11 protein-coding genes are annotated in these 17,080 nt (G+C 51.2%); 7 read left to right on the forward strand and 4 right to left on the reverse strand.

The window, feature by feature from the left end:
• The first annotated feature begins 792 nt into the window (after positions 1–792).
• From helD to HEQ50_RS02565, 5 genes are all read left to right on the forward strand, one after another.
• Positions 793–3,090 (forward strand): RNA polymerase recycling motor HelD, encoded by a 2,298-nt coding sequence (helD, locus tag HEQ50_RS02545; RefSeq protein WP_168898947.1) that lies wholly within the window; start codon positions 793–795, stop codon positions 3,088–3,090.
• A 652-nt stretch (positions 3,091–3,742) separates the two neighbouring features.
• The gene (coaA, locus tag HEQ50_RS02550) at positions 3,743–4,666 is read left to right on the forward strand and encodes a type I pantothenate kinase (protein WP_168898949.1); all 924 of its coding nucleotides are present in this window, start codon (positions 3,743–3,745) and stop codon (positions 4,664–4,666) included.
• An 11-nt stretch (positions 4,667–4,677) separates the two neighbouring features.
• Entirely contained in the window at positions 4,678–5,268 is a 591-nt protein-coding gene (locus HEQ50_RS02555) for a hypothetical protein (RefSeq protein WP_168898951.1), read from the forward strand.
• Positions 5,269–5,418: 150 nt separating this feature from the next.
• Positions 5,419–6,960: a glutamine-hydrolyzing GMP synthase gene (gene guaA / locus HEQ50_RS02560; RefSeq protein WP_211089177.1), complete on the forward strand. Its 1,542-nt coding sequence runs from the start codon at positions 5,419–5,421 to the stop codon at positions 6,958–6,960.
• Between the two features lie 822 nt (positions 6,961–7,782).
• A complete protein-coding gene (locus HEQ50_RS02565) occupies positions 7,783–11,097 on the forward strand; it encodes an LPXTG cell wall anchor domain-containing protein (RefSeq protein WP_168898954.1) in 3,315 nt (1,104 codons plus the stop codon).
• 159 nt (positions 11,098–11,256) lie between these two features.
• Here HEQ50_RS02565 and HEQ50_RS02570 read toward each other — a convergent pair whose 3' ends face one another.
• The 4 genes from HEQ50_RS02570 to HEQ50_RS02585 form a co-directional block, all read right to left on the reverse strand.
• The gene (locus HEQ50_RS02570; RefSeq protein WP_168898956.1) at positions 11,257–12,399 is read right to left on the reverse strand and encodes a hypothetical protein; all 1,143 of its coding nucleotides are present in this window, start codon (positions 12,397–12,399) and stop codon (positions 11,257–11,259) included.
• Between the two features lie 43 nt (positions 12,400–12,442).
• Entirely contained in the window at positions 12,443–12,862 is a 420-nt protein-coding gene (locus HEQ50_RS02575) for a hypothetical protein (RefSeq protein WP_168898958.1), read from the reverse strand.
• 153 nt (positions 12,863–13,015) lie between these two features.
• Positions 13,016–13,705: a hypothetical protein gene (locus tag HEQ50_RS02580; RefSeq protein ID WP_168898959.1), complete on the reverse strand. Its 690-nt coding sequence runs from the start codon at positions 13,703–13,705 to the stop codon at positions 13,016–13,018.
• A 42-nt stretch (positions 13,706–13,747) separates the two neighbouring features.
• Positions 13,748–13,954, reverse strand: a complete 207-nt coding sequence (locus HEQ50_RS02585) for a helix-turn-helix transcriptional regulator (protein WP_168898961.1) — start codon at positions 13,952–13,954, stop codon at positions 13,748–13,750.
• 167 nt (positions 13,955–14,121) lie between these two features.
• On the opposite strand from HEQ50_RS02585, the gene HEQ50_RS02590 reads away from it, so the two are divergent.
• Entirely contained in the window at positions 14,122–14,406 is a 285-nt protein-coding gene (locus HEQ50_RS02590; RefSeq protein WP_232842655.1) for a helix-turn-helix domain-containing protein, read from the forward strand.
• Between the two features lie 133 nt (positions 14,407–14,539).
• The gene (locus HEQ50_RS02595; protein WP_168898963.1) at positions 14,540–17,074 is read left to right on the forward strand and encodes a M1 family metallopeptidase; all 2,535 of its coding nucleotides are present in this window, start codon (positions 14,540–14,542) and stop codon (positions 17,072–17,074) included.
• Positions 17,075–17,080: the final 6 nt, after the last annotated feature.

Genomic DNA, 17,080 nt, shown 5'->3' on the forward strand with positions numbered 1-17,080 from the left:
AAAAAATTTCCACTCAATTATACCAAAGTTGCCGACAGATGACTGAAATTAAGCCATCCTAAATGATTGACGATGTTGGCCGCCTTACCGGTTTCAGCTGATAAGGGAGGTCATGATCCACCTACGTCAGCCAGAGATTCCGGCGCTGTGGGGACCGCCTGCGGTCTGAGAAGCGGTCCTCCGGCTCGGTTTGAAGCCTGACAAAGTTCATCAGTCTCCAAACACGTCCCGCGCTGTAAGCTGCTGCACAGCTAACACCGCTGTCACGGCTGCCTACACCTCTGTCTGCCTCCGGTTACGACGGTTGGAAACCACTAAACGTGCGATGACATCATTGGAAAGGCAGCGTTTATCCCAATTAATTGGCGATATTCTATGTAGCCGTGAGTGAGTCAAATTTGGTCTCAGCCGTGGGAGTTTCCACGTAATTTTACTTGGAAACTGGCGTCTTTGAGACGTGGGTTATCGGCTCAAAGCGAGGGAAAAGACAGGGGTTTGGCTTTTCCCGTCCTCCCCACCGCGTTCCAGACCAAATTTGGCGAACGGTAAGGCGGTCGCTGCGAGTCAATTTAATGGCGTCAAACCTTGTTAGCTGGGAATTTGTCAACGTTTTGGGCGTTTCGGTCTTTCGGCGGTCACATTTCTTTATTTATAAGGGGATTAAGTGTAGAATGGTAAGTCGAATTATTGTGATGTATCCGGGTAACCACGGGGGAGCATGGGGATTCGGAGGCTGACAATAATTGTTGATTTGGATGACTGATTTGCCCATTAATTCGAGGAGGGATTGGCTTGCCAGATTCAATTAAGGCTCATGAGCAAGAACATTTAGATACGGTGGTCGCGAAGATTAAGGTCGCACAAACCGAATCCAAGAAGCGGATCGATTCTGCCGAGAATGACGAGGCGGGGATTCGCAAGAACTTTGTCAATGACTTACGGATCAAGACCGACAGCTACGAAGGTATCCTGGAAACCGCACTCTCCGTTCGCCAGCAACAACAGATGTTGGCCGAACGGCAGAACAGCTGGCAACACGCCACGACCGAGTTGAGTACTCTGAAGCGTTTGGAGAAGAAGGCGTACTTTGCTCGAATTGATTTTCAAGAAGACCCCAAAGCGAAGCCTGAGACCATTTATATCGGGTTAGGCTCGTTCTCCGATTCACCCGACCATTTCTTAATCTACGACTGGCGGGCCCCCATCTCTAGCATCTATTACGATGGCGAGTTGGGCAATGTCAGCTACCAGACGCCAGACGGCGAGCAAACCGTTGACGTACAGCTAAAACGGCAATTTCAGATTGAAGACGGCACCATCGTTACGCTGTATGATACCGATCAAACGGTGACCGACCAGATGCTACTGTCGGCGCTGAGTGAACACTCCGACACCAAGATGAAGAGCATCGTCACCACCATTCAAAAGGAACAGAACCGGATTATTCGGGACACGGGTTCCGACTTGCTGTTCGTCCAAGGGGCCGCGGGGTCTGGAAAGACGGCCGCTATCTTACAACGGGTCGCCTATCTGCTGTACCGCTACCGGGGTCACTTGACGGCGGGACAGGTCATGCTGTTCTCGCCGAACCAATTGTTCAACGACTATATCGACCAGGTCTTGCCCGAACTAGGTGAGCACAACATGGTCCAGATGACCTACTACCAGTACGCTGGTCGTCGGTTACCCAAGATTGACGTGGAAACGTTGGCGCAACGCTTTGGCGAATCGAATACGCCAGCCCAACAACGGATTAACCGGTTGAAGGGAAGTCTCGACTTCTTTGATGCCGTGACGGGGTACGCCGATCATTTGGAAAGTACCGATATGGTCTTCCGTAATATTAAATTCAACGGGAAGGTCTTTATCCCGAAAGAAAAAATTCAAGAAATTTATTATAGTTTCAACCGCAATTACCATTTGGCTAACCGGCTGCAGGCGACCAAGGAGTCACTGATTCGGATTCTCAATCGCCGGATCTCTAGTGAAATGCGGGCCAAGTGGGTTGAGGAAAAGATTCAGGACCTCGACCGTGAACAGTTGAACGCGTTGTACGGGGATGACCCACGGGAATTTGAATCCGCGGATAAGGAATTCCAATTCTTAGCGCGTAAGGTGGTCATGCAGGCTTTTAGTCCGATTCGTAAGGCGATTGTCCGGGCCCGGTTCCTGAGCATTAACAACCAGTACGTGCACATGCTCAGAGATATTCCGAAGCGGATCGACTTGCCGGCCCATCACATCACCGTGGCCGATTGGCAGGCGAGTGTGGAGGAGACCATTGCCAAGCTCAGGGATCACACCATGCAGTTGGTCGATACCACGCCGTACCTGTACCTCTACGATAAGATGACGGGGAAGACCGGTGAACGCGACATGCGCTACGTCTTCTTGGACGAAATTCAAGACTACAACGCCTTCCAGCTGGCTTTTCTGAAATACAGCTTCCCACGGGCCCGGTTTACGATGCTCGGGGATCTGAACCAAGCCATCTTTACCAAGGAAAATAGTCGGACGTTGCTTCAGGAGCTCAGTACGATGTTTGATCCGGACAAGACCAAGGTCGTTCAGCTCACGCAGTCGTATCGTTCAACGCAGCAGGTCACCGATTTTACCAAACACATTCTAAAGAATGGTGAGGCGGTCACGGCCTTTGATCGCGAGGGTGAACTGCCAACGCTCACGGTAGCGGGGGATGAACAGGCGGCCCTGCAACGGGTCATTGCCCAGATTAAGCAGAACAACGCCGAGGACGAGACAACGGCCATTATCGGGAAGGACCTGGCGGACTGCCGGGCACTGACTGAACAGTTGCGGGCACAAGACGTTGCGGTCACGCTGATCCAGTCGGAAAATCAACGACTGGCACCGGGCGTCATCGTGGTGCCATCGTTCCTCGCCAAGGGATTGGAATTCGATGCCGTCATCGTTTGGCACGCGTCGGCCAGTCGCTATGGGGCAGATGACGAGCGACAGTTGCTGTACACCATCTGTTCGCGGGCGATGCACCGGCTGAGCCTGGTCGCGGTTGGCGAGGCCTCACCGTTGTTGAGCGATGTACCGACCGATGAGTATGAAGTATTGTGTTAATGCAGACAAAGTTGGTGTGCCACGAATGAAGTGAAAATTGGCCGCCTTACCGTTCGCCAAATTTGGCCTGGAGTGCGGTGGGAAGGACGGGAAAAGCCAAAGGGCTGTCTTTTCCCTCGCTTTGAGCCGATAGCCCGCGTCTCAAAGACGCCAGTTTCCAAGCAAAACACTTGGAAACTCCCACGGCTGAGACCAAATTTGACTCACTCACGGCTACATGAGGCGTATCCAATTAAACTGGCGGAACGTTGCCACCCCAGCGATGTCACGGCACGTTTGGTAGGTTTCAACAAACGTAACCGGAGGCAGCCGGAGATGTAGGCGGTCCCCACAGCGCCGGAATCTCTGACTGACGCAGGTGGTCGTTGATGACTAGTTTAATGGCGATAGACCCTGTCAGCTGAGGACTGGATCGTGTTCACGAACTTTAAATATTAGTTTAGATAAATAATTCCCATAATGGCGTTTGCGACGACGCTGATTTCATATCGGCGCGTTGCATCGGGGGCCACTTGCTAGTCATAGCGGGTGGCCCTTTTGCTATGTGTTGAAACGAAAAATTCCGCCATTTTTTCTCGCGGAAGCACAAGGAATTGGTCCCCATCTGCGGTATAATGGGGCTAATTATTTCTGAAAAAGTTGAGGTGTCCCCATGTCAGATCCCATCAATTACAATGCGTTTACGCGTGCACAGTGGCGGGCGTTTTCCGACGATGCGACGTTGCCGTTGACGCAGGAAAGCTTACGGCAGATCAAGGCGTTTAATGATCGTATCTCATTGCAAGATGTTCAGGATATTTACATCCCGCTGATTCACCTACTACAGCTGGAATTCGACCACTATCAGCAGTTACAGCAGGATAAGGCCCGTTTTCTCCAACAGGCGCCACACCGCGTTCCATTTATCATTGGGATTGCCGGGAGCGTGGCGGTGGGGAAGAGTACCACGGCGCGGTTGCTGGAAGTGCTGCTGAACCATTATTTTAAAGGCCAACGGATTCAGCTGATTACGACCGATGGCTTCTTGTACAGCAACGAGGAATTGAAGAAACGCAATCTCATGGCGCGCAAGGGGTTTCCGGAGAGCTACGATATGGCGGGACTTATTCGGTTCTTAAATAACGTCAAGGCCGGCAAGCCACTGATTAAGGCGCCGGTGTATTCGCATAAGATTTATGATATTGTCCCGGAACAATTCGACTACATCGTGCACCCGGACGTTTTGATTGTCGAGGGGATTAACACGCTGCAGTTGCCGACCAATGAACAGATTTATGTCAGCGATTTTACCGACTTTTCCTTGTACGTGGATGCCGATCCCGGGCTGATTGAGGACTGGTTTCTGGAGCGCTTTGACTTGCTGCTGAACACGGCCTTTCAGGACCCGACCAATTATTACTATCCGTATGCGATTGGCGGGCATGATCAGGCGATCGCCAAGGCCAAGCAAGTCTGGCACGATATCGATCTGAAAAATTTGGAAGAATATATTTTACCGACGCGCAACCGGGCGGATATGATTATTCACAAGACGTTCCATCACCGCGTGGATCGCCTGCTACTGCGGAAATACTAGGAGGTGACGGCATGTTACGAGACGCGACGATCGTGGATGCCGACTCGGTGGCCACGCTGGTGCTTCACGAGCTGGAGCGCCGACAATTGCGCCGATTGCGGCGGCTGAGCAAGGAACAACTCTCCCAGCTGCTCTTCGTGGGGTATCACCAGCCGCGGTTTCGCTACGGTTACCCGCAGGCCCGCGTTTATCAGAATCAGGGCGTGGCCGTGGGCGTCGCGTATGGCTACCCGGCCGCGGTTGAACCGACGTTGGATAATCAGTGGTCGGCGCTGTTTGCCCGGCTACAGGTCACCCCGCCCCAGCAGCTGGTGGTGACGCCACGGGCGCGACCGGATGAGTGGTATTTGGATCTGCTGACGGTGCGGGGACGGTATCGGGGCAAGACCTACCAAGGACAGTGGTTTGATGAGTGGCTGATGGGCGATGCCATTCACCGGGCCAGACGCAGTGGGCTGGCGGCGATGGGGCTGGACGTGCGCCCCGGCAGCCAGTTGGCCAAGTTGGCCGCGCAGTACGGCTTTGTGGCGGTCGAGCGGCGTAAATTGGACCGGCAGACGTACTACCATTTGCGGCTGAACCTACACGGGAATCGCTGGTAATCAGCGACGAAACCCTGACCGAGTAGATTAACGGGTGAACTAATTTCGCCCGATTTCTGTTGGATTTAGATTGACCCGTGTTTGAGAAATCGGTATGATAGATACAATGTTGAGAAAGAAGAAAGGGTGAATGGCTTGGCAAACGTTGATATGTCCAAATTCGATAAGATTATCGTCTTGGACTTCGGAAGTCAATATAATCAATTGATTACGCGCCGGATTCGTGACATGGGCGTTTACTCCGAACTGAAGGCCCACACGATGAGTGCGGCTGAGATTAAGGCTTGGGGCCCCAAGGGAATCATCTTCTCTGGTGGACCGAATAGTGTGTATGACAGTAGTGCCTTCAATGTTGATCCGGAAATCTTCGAATTGGGGATTCCAATTCTGGGGATCTGCTACGGCATGCAGCTGATGGCGCATAGCTTGGCCGGTGGCAAGGTTGAATCCGCCGATAACCGGGAATACGGTCGGGCGGACATTACCGTCTTGAGTGACGAGGCAAAGCTGTTCAAGGGCACGCCGAAGACTCAGACGGTGTGGATGAGCCACGGGGACTTGGTCACTCAAGTCCCAGATGGGTTTGAACGCGTGGCAACGAGTGAAAATTGCCCGATCTCTGCCATGCAGGATACGACCCGGAACTTCTACGGGATTCAATTCCACGCGGAAGTTCGGAACACCGAATATGGGAATGACATCCTAAAGCATTTTGCTTTTGATGTCTGCCAAGCAACCGCCAATTGGTCGATGGATGACTTCATTGACCTACAAATTGAACACATCCGTGAAATGGTTGGCGACAAGCGCGTTCTGCTCGGGTTGTCCGGCGGGGTGGATTCCTCCGTGGTTGGCGTGCTCTTGCACAAGGCCATTGGCACGCAATTGACCAGTATTTTTGTCGATCACGGTCTGTTGCGGAAGGGCGAAGCCAAGCAAGTCATGGATAGCCTGGAAGGCAAGTTCGGCTTGAATATCGTCAAGGTGGATGCGCAGGACCGCTTCTTAAGTAAGCTGGCCGGCGTGACCGAACCCGAAAAGAAACGGAAGATCATCGGTAACGAGTTCATCCAAGTCTTTAACGACGAGGCCCAGAAGCTCGATGGCATCGACTTCTTGGCCCAAGGGACGCTGTACACCGATGTCATTGAAAGTGGCACGGATACCGCCCAGACCATTAAGTCCCACCATAACGTGGGTGGCCTGCCGGAAGATATGCACTTCCAGTTGATTGAACCTTTACGTTCGTTGTTCAAGGATGAAGCGCGGGAACTGGGCGAAAAGCTGGGGATGCCCAGCGACTTGGTTTGGCGTCAGCCATTCCCTGGTCCCGGTTTAGGGATTCGGGTTCTTGGCGAGATTACGCCAGAAAAGTTACAAATCGTCCGCGATAGTGACTTGATCTTGCGTGAAGAAATCAAGAAGGCCGGTCTCGATCGCGATATTTGGCAATACTTTACGGTCTTACCAAACATCAAGAGTGTCGGCGTCATGGGTGACGGCCGGACGTACGACTACGCAGTCGGCATCCGCGCGGTTACCTCGATCGACGGCATGACTGCTGACTTTGCCCGTATTCCGTGGGACGTCTTACAGGAGATTTCCGTGCGGATCGTAAACGAAGTAGATCATGTGAACCGCATACTGTATGATGTTACGAGTAAGCCGCCTTCGACTATTGAATGGGAATAATTCCCATAGACAAATTGAGTTGTGAATGCCGATAAGACAGCGTTTTAAGGGGCTATACCTAGTCAAAATTGGTTTAAAATCAAGTAGTTCCCCACCAAAATACCCACCAGAAATTTGTGGGCGGATGCTAAAAAAGACAGATGCTAGAGTTACTTCTAGTACCTGTCTTTTTTAAATAGGGACGCTTGCAGCAGTTCAGGTCCGCTTTTTTATGGATATTTTTATTTGCCTATTGATTAGTATCAAGTCTGTGAATGAAATTTTCATAGAGCCAATTCATTGTCAGTCTCCACTAAGCTCGTGAATCGCCTTTGGTATCCGGATTGGCAATCCCAATAGTTTCATTTTCGTATAGGGAGGGGTCAGCAATAATCGTCAAGACGGCATCGGCCATGCTCTTACAAGACCCAGATACGCCAGCAAACTTCTCGCCCTTTTTAGTAATTGCGTAGTGGACGCCGGATCATTCATTAACCAGCCGAAACGCGTGGTTGTAAAGGTTAAACCTGATTGTCGTAATAATTCATCGGTGTAACACATTGCGTGAACAAAATAGTCCGTTTAACGGTTTACACGTGTCAGCAAAACAACGATTATTGTTACCGTTTAATATCATACCTAACAAACATTAACATGTGTTGTTGAATTTGCGAACCGCTTGTTTTCAAGGATAACAGTACTTTTAACAGATATTTATCCCCCAAAAAGCTTTATGCCATTGATTACACCTCACAACCTGTCTATAATGGATAATGACAATGATAACAAAAAGTGCTTATGCGGAAAACATTTAATCAGGTCATCGTTAAGAGGGGGATTATCATGAGGAATGTGGAACGGAAAACACATTACAAGATGTACAAGTCACATAAGGGCTGGCTGGTTGCTGGTATCACAGTAACCAGTATGGCGGTTGGGATCATTGCGGGACCCCAGGCCACGCCAACAGCTCAGGCGGCCGACAATGCACCGGCAACAGAGGCGGCTAGTGACCAGACGGCTGGCGATCAGCCCCAGGAAGTCGCCTTGAAATCGGCCAAAAGTGTTAGTGGCACAACGGGGGATGGCGCAGTTGATGATGGAAGCGGTATCAAAGACGATGTCAACAACGATGGGGCTTTGAAAGACGGGTCATCTACGTCGGGCAATCAACAAGCCTCCGAGGCACCGGCTAACGATGCAACGGAAACACCAACGACTGGTCAAGGCGATGCTGGGAATACCACCCCGGCACCTAAAGTTCAGGGGAATGGCGGCTCTGGAGTAGCTGAAACGCCAGGTACACCGGAGGCCGAAAATGAGAACATCGTTCCGGCCGACGCAACACTCAATGTGGCTACTCCGGCCGAAGCTCCGGCAACCGTGCAGACGGGAATTACCGTTCAGAACCCGGATAATTTGACGGATAAGGTCACGGGACAACCGGTCTTCAACGTCAGCAAGACCCAGCGGTTACAGTACACGTATGACCATACCGATGCTGATGGGGTCAGCACGGATTTACGGGCCTACAACGGCTACAGTGCGAAGTATCAGGCGCAGGGGGCAGGCACGTGGCTAGGTGAAACCTACGCCAACAACATTGCCCAAGACGCTAAGGGCATGGATGTGAATTCGCCATTACAGTATTCTGATGGGACACGTCCCCTCTACATTGATGAGTGGATGCCCGATTCTGGACTACAATATTTTCTTTGGCAGAGTAATTTCGCCAAGAAATACGCCACGATTAGTGACTTTCGTAATAATTTCACCAAGGCCGAATTGGCTACGGTGACGAGTATTTCAAGCAATGAATTGTTACAGTCAGTCAACGGTGCTGGGAAACAGTATACCAGTTACTACATGGCGTTAATGTCCATGACGACATTGGAAGGCCTTCAGAACGCTACTAATCTCCAGACACTCTACTTGCAACCTGCTCTAATGGTGAGCATCAATACGTTTGGAAATGGCTTTCAGTCAGGTAACCTGTGGGATATTCGAGCGTTGAGCAATTTAAGTCAGTTACGGAGCGTCGATATCACCTTGTTCTCTGTGAATGATATTTCTGCTCTGAGCAACAAGGACCAGTTGACCGAGGTCAATATGCCGTATAACCAAATTACGGATATTTCGCCACTCGCCACAGATAAAAATCTCAATATTAAGACGGGGACCAGTCTCTTTAATCAACACATCTTATTGGCGCCGATCACGGTTAGCACCAAGCTTGCCCCGGGGCAGAGCGCCACGACCGATGGGGCACTCACTTACACGACACCTTCGTTCATCATCAAAGATTTAGGGGCCAGCAACCTGCCGATTAAGGGCTTCGACAATGCTGGGAATACTAAATATCCGTCCTTATTCCCATCCAGCGCCGATGCCGGTAACGTCAACAGTAACACCTTATCTTGGTACAATTTACAAGTCGCCAACAACGGTAATTACGGCAGCCTGTCAACCACGTGGGCAGATCCCAACAGTGACTTTGCCGGATACATCATTCAACCCTATGACCTTGCCGAAAATGTCAGTGACTTAAACGTTAACGTGCAACTTCTACAGGCCGATGGGCAACAGTTAACGCTGGCACCATCGACGTTGATCTCGGGTGAGGTTGGCTCTGACGTCAATGTTCAGAGTAACGCGACGATCATGTCTTTCCTGAACCAACAGCTCAGTAAGGGCTACACCTTCTCCGGCCTGATTCTAGACGGCACGGGTCTGTATTCGGACTACTTGGCCGGCAACGGCAAGGCCACTGCTCAGCCAAGCTGGACGACTACGCTGACCGATGCGTCTAAGAACTGGACGATTCTCTTCTACAAGGATGTCTTGCCTTGGAATCTCGCGGTTAGTTATGGTACCGAGGATGCTACGGGTAACTTTACACCGATCACGACTGAGGATGGGATGCCGGTGACCGACAGCTATAGTGGCACGTCGGATACGCCACTCGCACTGAATGGGTATCAAAAAGACTTTCCAGATTACGTTTACACGGGTGCCGAGACCAGCACCGATGGTCAGACCTGGACGGACATCAGTTCAGCCACTGACATTCCGTTCGTTGGGGCGAAACAGGCCGTGCGAATGGTCTACGCACAAGCCAAACGGGCCACGGTAACGGTGAAGGACGCCACGACTGGCAAGACCATTCAAGTCTTGGATTACACGACCAATCCCGAACTTCGTGGCGCCATTGGGACCACCAGTACCTTTGATTCCGCGGCGATTATTGATCCCGAGGTGGCTAAAGGCTATACCCTAGTCAGCGATACCACCAAGAACGCGGATGGCACGAGTGCGATTGTCTTTGGGCAAGCCGACGATACTAATCTGGCCTTCACGATTACGTTGGCCCACGCCTTCAAGACGACCGAAAAAGCCGTCAATGAAACGATCACCTATCAGGATCAGCAACAGAAACAGGTAGCCAATCCGGTTACCCAGACGATGACCTTCGCCACGGTGACGGATCAAGTGACCCAAGACGCCGTGACCTATAGCAATGCGGCGGCTACGGGAACGCCAGAACTAGATGTCACGGGTCAGCCAACGGATCCAAGCTGGGTCGTTTACCAGACCGGTGATGCCCTGACCTTTGCCGGGGTTAAGAACCCAGCAGTGACGGGGATGCACGTCGTTTCCACCACGGATTCCGCCAATGATTTGACGCAGACCACGGCACAAGCGGTAACACCGGATAGCGCTGACTTGAGCATTGTCGTCACCTATGCGGCCAACACCACGACCGGTGGTGGGGGCGACACCGGTGGCGAAGTGACGCCACCGACCGAGCCGGGAAACAAGCCAGCAACTAAGCCAGCAACCGGTGGCAATGGCGTTAAGGTTGCCGATAAGGTAAAGCCAAAGGCGCCGGCTAAGCAGCCAGAGAAGAAACCGACCGGAAAAGTGGTCAAGAAAGTTACCACGTCGCGTACCGGTGGTCAGGCAGTCAAGGTTACCAGTCAGCCACTGGCTAGTGGTCAAGCCGCTAAGGTCCAGAAATTAGCAGAGCCAGTCAAGTCACAATCAGCTGCCACGTTGCCACAGACGGATGAGCGCCAACAGTCAGGTCTTGCTGTGATGGGGCTACTCTTACTGGGTGCCTTGGTCGGAACGCTTGGCTGGAAGAAACGGGAACATTAGTAATATTGAATCATGAGAAAAGCGTTGCTCGAGCAATCGGGTAGCGCTTTTTTAGTTAGAATGAGTTGGCCAGAATGGTTTAAAATGAACTGTTTTTCCATTGCTGGTCGAAAAAAATAGCCCTACAACCAACTATATTGGCTGTGGGACTATCCTAGATTACTTCACATGAACATCGATTCGTTCAGATAAATCAGGGTTATTGACACTGCGGACGGTGAAGCTGGTATCACCGGCGCTTAAGGCCGTGATGTCAAAGTTTCCGTTGCTGATGCTTGTAGGAGCAGTCGCAATAGCGGAGTTGGCACTCGTGATCGTATAAGAATTTAGCTGAGTATCACTTAACTTGATATTATTGTAGGTGCCGGCCCACATGATAATGTGTTTACTTTGGCCGGGTGCTAGATAGACAATGTAAACGTTAGAGGAGATGTCCGCAACGCGATGACCAGCAGCGGCCTCACTTTCCTTGGCATTGTCGAAGTTGGTGGTATCGGGAATCTTATCCCGAATCGCTTGGCCAACCTCCGGATTCGTTGGGTGGTAGAGGGCATTCTTATCACTTAAGTAGTAAGTGTTGGATTTATCCGGAATTGCCGCGTAGGCAGCGGACGTAAATTCACTCTTGATTTGGGTGACCTCGATCGGAGAAGCACTGCCCATCTTGTTGGAAACATATGGGAAGCCATCCTCGTCGTAAGGGACATTGTCGACATTGTAGAGCGGAATGCCGTTACCTTCCGTGCCAAATGCTGGTAGATTCAACCACTGTGACCAGGTGATGTGCTTGGTCGCGTTGACGTACATTTTTCCAGTACTAGTTGTTTTAGAACCGGATTTCTTGGCAGTGCTCTTAGACTTTGATGCAGTTGTTGTTTTGGAAGTCGTTGTTGCCTTTGAGCTAGTGGCAGACTTCTTCGCAGAAGTCTTCACCCAACCCGTTAAGTAGTTGCGGTTGACCCAAACCATCTTCCCTTTCTTACCAATCCGTACGCCATAGTAAATACTGTGGTCAATCTTAGCGTGGCGTAAGGTGGTCAAGAAATTCACCTGGTACTTTGAACTACTAAGTTTGGCCGCGGTTTTGAAGCGGTAATGTTTGTTAGAAACTTTCTTCAGAGTGTAGCCTTTCCATGATGACTTTCGGCCGTTAACCGCGACCTGATGATGCTTCATGGGCTTGTTCCATTTAACATAGTGGACTTTCGACGCGTTGGCAGTGGTAGGTTGCGCGGCGGCTAGGCCGGCAAAACTGACGAGTGCCAATGCTGTTAGCGTGAATCGTTTAGCAATTCTATTCATGATGTGCTCCTCCGATTGTTCAATTTTTTAGCATTATACGATCTTAATCTGCATGTGCTTTGTATAAGTGGCCAGTCTTTAGATTGACCAAACTGCGGTAGTCAACGATGCTCCCGTCGCCAGTTGGTTGACTAACGAACATGGCATAGTTGCCCTTGAGCTTCTTGCCACTACGCCAAGAACCACCTTGCCAGTGTCCAGTGTGCGCATCGTTAACAATCGCAAAAAAATCATTATAGGTCGTCGAATATCGCATAGCACCATGGCCATGATAGGTCTTCCGGTATTTCAAATGGTATTTTTTACGCATTTGTTTAATCGTGTACTTTGAGCGGTAGGTTTTGCCCTGATAGGTAATGTGGTGCCACTTCGCTGCTTGAACAGTGGTTGGTGCGGATACTGCTAGGACGGCAATGATGGCTAAAAACATCAGTAGAATAAAACCTTTGACTTTGTGTGTCATGAACATCTTCCTTAAAAATTATTGTGGGTTCTTTTCATTAATTCAGCTGCCTTATTAGTTAAGAGGTAGCTAACACCATTACTTGCAAATTGTCTATTTTGTGATTGATTGCAGGTGTAAATTTGCTAAAGATGTGATTGTGCCAGTTGAAGACTAGCGTCTATTAGCATTGGCTGCGAAGAAGCTAGCGGCCATGGCCCAACCTTTAGCTGCACGGGCCTCCATCTCGGCTTGACGGGCAGACTGGTAAGTCAGGTCAGAATTCTTCTTCATCTGATCGTGATACTTATCCGTTTCCAGAACGTTCAGCGCTTCCTTAAATGTATCGGCGCGGCCAACGGATACGATATCGAATAGTCGTGCGGGATCGTAGTTGTACAGATAACGGTCGGGATAATTGACGGTTGCGGCCAACTTTTGCAGACCGTTTTGGTTGTACGTAATGTCGCTTTGGATGGTCTGTAACTGATTCATCACGTTAGGACTTGCCGTGTTGTGTTTTCGCAAGTAGCGATTGTGATACCACGCCTCAATACTGAAGATTTTATCAATCAGCTTGTAGACGAGCCAGTTGACGCCCCACACGATCAGAAAGCCAACAAGTAACATAAAATAATTTTCCGCCGCTAGGAGTCCGCCAATCGAGGGTAGGGTAAAAATTCCAGTGATCTCAAGAACTCGTCGCTTGTACTGTTTATCCGCCGCGTCGTTGGTTTGCTGCTGCCAACGTTGGTTGACCGCAGCCTTCTTGGCGAGGGCCCCCTCATAAATTCTTTCCGCCTTATCGAGAACGGAAAGTGTATCCAATAATGACTCCTTAGACATTGCTTGAATGTCGTCCATGTCTCCACCTCCGAAATATGTAAAATGTGCCAAACGAAACGATTACGGCTTAAAAAACATTGAAATTTGGTCGCGATCGATCCCAATGACCGTAAGGATGGATGCAAATTCTTTGACATCAATGGGAACCGTGCCGGTTTCACGTTTCCAGTAGGAACTTCGACTCATTCCCAACCGTTGCGCCATCTCGGCCTGCGTGATCCCGGATGCGACACGTTCTGCTTTGATTCGTCTTAAGTCAAAATCCAAAGTATCCAGCCTCCTTTTTACAAATAAACAATACCGTTATCGTTCCCGATTGTCAACGAAACGTTCCGGCTTCGCGTCAAAAGTTTATGTGTGGGAACATTTTTGGTATACTTCAATCAATTAGTCGGGAGGTGAGGATCGTTAGAACAAGTGATGAAGTAATCGACTTGATTATCAAAATTAGAACGGAGCAGGCGATCTCACTTTCCGAGTTGGCGCGAAGAACAGGGATCGCGAAATCCACACTGTCACGCTATGAAAATAAAACGCGAACTTTTCCGTTAAACGCGGTGGATCGCTTTGCGACGGCATTGAATGTTCATGTTGGTTACCTGTTGGGCCTGCGCGATATGGAGATTACCGAGTGGTATGAGCAATTGAATGCGGTTAATCGCTACAAGGCTCGGTTGTATCTACAGAAATTGTTGGCGGAGCAGAAGACTAAAGGCTGACTCATCCTGACAAACGGCACGGCATCTTTCTCATAATAGTGTATAATGAGAATATTCTAATGTTAGCGCCCATCATCAGTTGGCGACGCCTTCACGTCCCAACCGCGCAGCATTATCCTATTAGGAGGCAATCATGGCAAAATCGACACATTTCTATGAGTTATTCCAACCCGAACACTACAATATTTACTTAGACATTAATCGGGCAACCAAGCAAATTGCTGGGACATCCACCATCACGGGGGATGCTAAAGCCACCAAGATCGCCATTCATCAAAAGTACATGACGATTAGCGCCGTTAAGGCCGATGGACAAGCCGTTCCGTTTACCTTTGACGACAAGACCGAGGGCATTCACATCGACCTCGGCAAGACCGGGAAGACCACGTTAGCCATCGACTTCACGGCGCCCCTGACCGACAGCATGATGGGCATTTACCCGTCCTACTACGAACTCGACGGTGAGAAGAAACAGATTATCGGGACGCAATTTGAAACGACCGCGGCCCGCCAAGCCTTCCCGTGTGTCGACGAACCCGAAGCCAAGGCCACGTTTGACCTGGCCATTAAATTCGATGAACAACCCGGTGAGACCATCATCAGCAACATGCCCGAGGTGAAGACCGAAAACGGCGTCCACTACTTCGACACCACGGTGCGGATGTCTTCCTACTTAATCGCGTTCGCCTTTGGGGACATGCAGAGCAAGCTGACCACCACCAAGAGTGGGGTCCAGGTCGGTGTCTTCGCCACGAAGGCGCACCAGGCCAAGGAACTCGACTTTGCGCTGGATATCGCCAAGCGTTCCATCGAATTCTACGAGGACTTCTACCAGACACCTTATCCACTGCCACATTCCTGGCAGATGGCCTTACCCGACTTTTCGGCCGGGGCCATGGAGAACTGGGGCCTGGTCACGTACCGGGAAGCTTATCTCTTAATCGATCCGGACAACACGGCCTTTGACCTGAAGCTGCGGGTCGCCACCGTGGTTGCCCACGAACTGGCTCACCAATGGTTCGGCGATCTGGTCACCATGAAGTGGTGGGATGATCTGTGGTTGAACGAAAGTTTCGCCAACATGATGGAATACGTCGCCATCGATGCCATCGAACCGACGTGGGGCGCCTGGGACGCCTTCCAGTCCGGCGACGTGCCAATGGCTTTACAACGGGACGCCACGGATGGGGTGCAATCCGTCCACGTGCAGGTCGAAGATCCCGCCGAAATCGATGCGCTGTTTGACAGTGCCATCGTCTACGCCAAGGGTGCCCGGATGCTGGTCATGGTCCGCGCCCTGATCGGGGATGACGCCTTACGTGCCGGCCTCAAGGCCTACTTTGCCGCTCACAAGTACGGCAATGCCCGCGGAACCGATCTCTGGTCCGCACTGGGCGAGGCGTCCGGCTTAGACGTGGGGGCCATCATGAACTCCTGGCTCGAACAACCCGGTTATCCGGTCGTTACGGCGAAAGTCGTTGACGGAAAATTAACGATTGCCCAACAACAATTCTTTGTCGGTGACGGTCAAGATGCCGGCCGGCAATGGCAGATTCCGCTGAACAGCAACTACGCCGCCGTGCCAACGTTACTCAAGGATGACAGCCTCAGCCTGGGCGACTACCAAACGTTACGGCAAGCCAGTGGCGAACCGTTCCGCCTGAATGTTGGCAACAACTCACATTTCATCGTCCAATACGACGACACGTTGTTGCAGGACATCTTGGCCAACGTCAACACGCTCGATGCAATTTCACAACTGCAGCTGTTACAAGACTTGCGCTTATTGGCCGAGGGTCGGCGGATCTCCTACGCCGACGTCGTCCCGTTACTCCAACAATTTGCCGATAGCAAGTTCACGGTGGTCACCAGTGCCCTCTACACGGTGGCGGGCAACCTCCGGAAGTTTGTGACGCCGAACTCTCCCGAAGAAACGCGGATCAAGGCCTACTACGATCACCTCAGTGCCAAGCAGGTCGCCCGGTTAGGCTGGACGCCACGGGCCACGGATGGTATCGATGATGAGTTGTCCCGGCCAACGGTCTTGAGTGCCGCCTTATTCGCTCACAATGGCGCCGCGGTAGCCGCAGCGCACGACCAATTTACGGCTCATGCCGACGACTTGGTTAATTTGCCAGCCGCCACCCGGCCATTGATCCTGGCCAACGAGGTGAAGAACTACGGGAGCGCCGACCTATTCGACACGTTATTGGCCGCTTACCGTAACTCCACCGACGCCAGCTACAAGGCCGACCTGTCTGCGGCTCTGACCAGCACCACGGATGCCGCCTTGATTGCCAAATTAATCGCGGTCTTCGAGGATGCCGACACGGTCAAACCGCAAGACTTACGGGCCTGGTTCCGGGGAGTGCTCGCCAACAGTAAGGGTGAACAAGCCGCTTGGGACTGGATCAGAAACGACTGGCAATGGCTCGAAGACACGGTTGGTGGGGACATGGAATTCACGACCTACATCACCGTCATCTCACGGGTCTTCCGGACGCCGGAACGGTTGGCTGAATTCAAGGCCTTCTTCGAACCGAAGATTAATACGCCGGGCTTAACCCGGGAAATCACGATGGACATTAAGGTGATTACCACGCGAGTTAACCTGATTAAGGACGAACAAACGGCCGTCAACGCTGCGATTGCGGCAACGGTGAAGTAAGCTTTC

It is taken from the genome of Lactobacillus sp. HBUAS51381 (assembly GCF_012641095.1).
Classification (GTDB): domain Bacteria; phylum Bacillota; class Bacilli; order Lactobacillales; family Lactobacillaceae; genus Levilactobacillus.

What these genes read in the sequence shown, in the direction of transcription:
- coaA (WP_168898949.1), top strand. Translation starts at nt 3,743, where the DNA reads ATGTCAGATCCCATCAATTACAATGCGTTTACGCGTGCACAGTGGCGG.
- HEQ50_RS02555 (WP_168898951.1), top strand. Translation starts at nt 4,678, where the DNA reads ATGTTACGAGACGCGACGATCGTGGATGCCGACTCGGTGGCCACGCTG.
- guaA (WP_211089177.1), top strand. Translation starts at nt 5,419, where the DNA reads ATGTCCAAATTCGATAAGATTATCGTCTTGGACTTCGGAAGTCAATAT.
- HEQ50_RS02565 (WP_168898954.1), top strand. Translation starts at nt 7,783, where the DNA reads ATGAGGAATGTGGAACGGAAAACACATTACAAGATGTACAAGTCACAT.
- HEQ50_RS02570 (WP_168898956.1), bottom strand. Translation starts at nt 12,399, where the DNA reads ATGAATAGAATTGCTAAACGATTCACGCTAACAGCATTGGCACTCGTC.
- HEQ50_RS02575 (WP_168898958.1), bottom strand. Translation starts at nt 12,862, where the DNA reads ATGACACACAAAGTCAAAGGTTTTATTCTACTGATGTTTTTAGCCATC.
- HEQ50_RS02580 (WP_168898959.1), bottom strand. Translation starts at nt 13,705, where the DNA reads ATGGACGACATTCAAGCAATGTCTAAGGAGTCATTATTGGATACACTT.
- HEQ50_RS02595 (WP_168898963.1), top strand. Translation starts at nt 14,540, where the DNA reads ATGGCAAAATCGACACATTTCTATGAGTTATTCCAACCCGAACACTAC.